Annotated in this window: 4 protein-coding genes; all 4 read right to left on the bottom strand. The window is 68.0% G+C overall.

Annotation, left to right across the window (positions count from 1 at the left end):
* Positions 1–597 (bottom strand): efflux RND transporter permease subunit (locus EN781_RS29865; protein ID WP_145965707.1); only part of this gene is annotated, 597 nt, incomplete at its 3' end.
* A complete protein-coding gene (locus EN781_RS29860) occupies positions 594–1,745 on the bottom strand; it encodes an efflux RND transporter periplasmic adaptor subunit (protein WP_126054238.1) in 1,152 nt (383 codons plus the stop codon). The genes EN781_RS29865 and EN781_RS29860, both read right to left, overlap by 4 nt.
* Positions 1,726–1,914 carry a hypothetical protein gene (locus EN781_RS29855; RefSeq protein ID WP_245455453.1) on the bottom strand — a complete coding sequence of 63 codons (189 nt, stop codon included), beginning with the start codon at positions 1,912–1,914 and terminating at the stop codon, positions 1,726–1,728. The genes EN781_RS29860 and EN781_RS29855 overlap by 20 nt, the downstream gene beginning before the upstream one ends.
* A 111-nt stretch (positions 1,915–2,025) precedes the next feature.
* On the bottom strand, positions 2,026–2,727 hold the full coding sequence (locus EN781_RS29850) for a hypothetical protein (RefSeq protein WP_126054240.1): 702 nt from the start codon (positions 2,725–2,727) through the stop codon (positions 2,026–2,028).
* Between the last annotated feature and the right edge of the window lie 207 nt (positions 2,728–2,934).

Raw genomic sequence — 2,934 nt, 5'->3', positions numbered from 1 at the left:
GATGCCGAGCGCGGCCAGGCGGTCGGGATCGAGCTCGACGCGGATGACACGGTCGACGCCGCCGGAGCGGGTGATCTTGGAGACGCCGTCGACGCCGAGCAGGGCCTTGGCCACGTCGTTGTCAATGTACCAGCTCAGTTGATCGGGCGACATGGTCGGCGCCTCGACGACATAGGTCAGCACCGAATTGCCGTTGGCGTTGACCTTGGCCACGACCGGTGTCTGGGCGGCGGCCGGCAGGCTGGACTGCACGCCCGAGACCGCGTTGCGGACGTCGTTGGTGGCAGTCTCCGGATCGGTGCCGAGGGTGAACTCGACCGTGGTGACGGACGAGCCCTCGCTGATCGAGGTCGAGACATCGTCGACGCCTTCCAGTGTCGCCACGGCATTCTCGATCACCCGCGCGACCTGAACTTCCATCTCGCTCGGAGCCGCGCCCGGCTGCGCCACAGTCACGGTGACGGTCGGCAGGTCGATGTCGGGCATGTTGTTGGTGCGCAGCTGCATGAAGCCGTAGAGGCCGGCGATGGTAAGCGACAGGAAGAGCACGATGGTCGGAACCGGGTTGCGGATCGACCAGGAAGAAATGGCGTTCATTGCGCGCTCCCCGTCGAGCCCGCGGCAGCGCCGGCGTCGGCCACGGCGGAGGCGACGCGCACCAGATTGCCGTCCGAGAGGAAGCCGGCGCCGGCGACCACGACATGATCGCCTTCGGAGAGACCGCTTTCGATGGCGACACGGCCGCTCTGGCGCGTGCCGGTCGTGACGAGACGCGCGCTGACCTTGTCGGCAGCGTCGACGACGAAGACAGCCGGCTTGCCGTCATGCCAGACAAGCGCGGCTTCGGCGACGCTCAGCCGTTGCGAGGCGGCGGTCGCGATCGAGACGCGGGCGAACATGCCCGGCTTCAGGCGGGAGGCTTCGCCGAGCGAGACATAGACGGTGGCGAGCCGCGTGGTGGTGTTGACCGTTTCGGCGATCGAGGAAACGCTGCCGGCAAAGTGGCGGCCGGAGGCGTCGACAACGTCGGCGGCCTGCCCAACGGAGATCGCCGCCAGGTCCTTCTCGGGCACAAGCACGCCGACCTCCAGCCTGCCGTCGCGGATGATCTTCATCAGTTCGGTTCCGGCCTGGACGATCGACCCGGCGACCGCCGGCTTGCTGGAGACGATGCCATCGAACGGCGCACGGATGGTGGTGCGGTCGAGCTCGGCCTGCAGCCGCTCAGTGGCGGCTTGCGCCTGGTCGACCCCAGCCTTGCCGGTCTTGACGGCGGTTGTCTTCTCCTCTGCAGTCTCGGCGCTGACGGCGTTGCTGGCCAAGAGTTTGTCGGCGCGGGCGGCTGCCGATTTCGCGGATTCAAGCGTCGCCTGCGCCTCCGCGACCGCTGCCTTCTGCTCCGCGAGCTGGGCTTTGAGCAGCGAGTCATCCAGCCGGGCCACGACATCGCCCGCCTTCACATGATCGCCTTCGGCAACCAGCACGTCGGTCAGGCGCAAGCCGCTCTCCTCCGCTCCAATCGTCGCTTCCTGCCAGGCGGCGACCGTGGCGGTGGCGCTGACGGAAGCCGTGATCGCCTCGGAGCGGACCACCTCGACGGAAACGGTCAGCGTGGCGGCCTGAGCGGCCGTCCGCGCCGCTGGTTCGGGCGCGCCGCGGCCATAGGCTTTCAGCGCCACGACGGCGGCGAGCGCAACCAATGCGGCCAGCAGGAGGAGATGCCTCTTACGCAATTTTCTGGTCATGATTCTTGCTGCTTGAAGGGTCGGAGAGCGGAAGCGATAGGCGGTAGGCGGCGAAGCTCAGCCGGATCGCGCCCTTGAGCGTCTCCGCCGGCAGGACCAATGGCGTGGAGCGGGCGCGGTGGCCGATCGGCAGGCCTGGGCCGATGGAGGCGATCAGCCGCAGCATCATCAGGGCTTCCCACAATTGTCGTGCTTTCGTTTTTCAATGACTGCAGTCTGCCGCCTGCAGAACCGGCCGGCCCGTGAACGGGTGGGTCAGCGGGCCGGCCGGTGCAGCCGGTCAGAGTTGTTCGCCATTCCGGGGTAGGGGTGGCGGAAGCTGTCCGCCGCCAGGCAGACCTCCGGGGCCGGCTGCATCGTCCGGCGGATTGCCCCAGGGACCGGGGGGAGGGCCGTGAGGTCGTTCCGCCGAAGCGAGGATCTCGAGCTGCTCGGGCGTCAGCTTGGTGCGGAGCGCTGAGATCGCGTCCTTGAGCCTGGCTGCCGCGATGGCGTGCTGCGTCACGTCGTCGGCCAGCTTCTCCTGGAAGGCGAAGGGATCGCGGGCCTCAGGCTTGCCGGCGGGACCGTTGCCTGCCGCATCGGGGCCGCGCCCGCCGGTGCCGCCCGGACCATGGTCGGGCCGCGGTGGCGCCAGCACCGCCTGCAGGGCGCTGGTATAGTCGCGCCAAGCGTCGAGCTGCTCGGATCGCACACCGATCTTGGTCTCAAGCGCGGAAAGCCGGGCCGCGAGCATGAATTCCGGCGGCGGTCCCATCCGGCGTTCACCAAAGCGCTGCGGACCGTGGCCTTCCGGACCGAAGCCGTCCGGTCCGTGCCGCATCGGCCCATGTGGGCCGGGCCAGGGCATTGGCCCCCGGTCCGCGCCGTCCGGCTGCGCCAGCATCGGCGGCTGGTCACCGGGCGCATCCGGCTGCGCCGCCAGCACGGGATGAATGGCCGCGACCGAGAACAGGCCGAGCGCAAAAAGTCTGCTTCGCATGACGTAATCCTTTCCTGCATGCTTCGGATCGCTGGAGGATAGGAAGCGTCTTTTGCCGCTTTGCTTCGGCGCGTTGCTGAAGGTTTCCGCAAAAGGGAGATTTGTTTCCCAATGTTTCCGGGCGCCGGGTGGAAACATTGGGTTGCAATTTTCCATGCCGCTTGCCCGCCGCGCTCCTATAATCGCCGGCAAACAAGCAAACAGGGC

The sequence above is a fragment of the Mesorhizobium sp. M4A.F.Ca.ET.090.04.2.1 genome (genome assembly GCF_003999085.1).
Classification (GTDB): Bacteria; Pseudomonadota; Alphaproteobacteria; order Rhizobiales; family Rhizobiaceae; genus Mesorhizobium.
This window is presented reverse-complemented; position numbering and strand designations above follow the sequence as displayed.

Bases quoted from the DNA above. Each gene is read 5' to 3' on its own strand.
- EN781_RS29855 (WP_245455453.1), bottom strand. From the start codon at position 1,914: ATGATGCTGCGGCTGATCGCCTCCATCGGCCCAGGCCTGCCGATCGGC.
- EN781_RS29850 (WP_126054240.1), bottom strand. From the start codon at position 2,727: ATGCGAAGCAGACTTTTTGCGCTCGGCCTGTTCTCGGTCGCGGCCATT.
- EN781_RS29860 (WP_126054238.1), bottom strand. From the start codon at position 1,745: ATGACCAGAAAATTGCGTAAGAGGCATCTCCTCCTGCTGGCCGCATTG.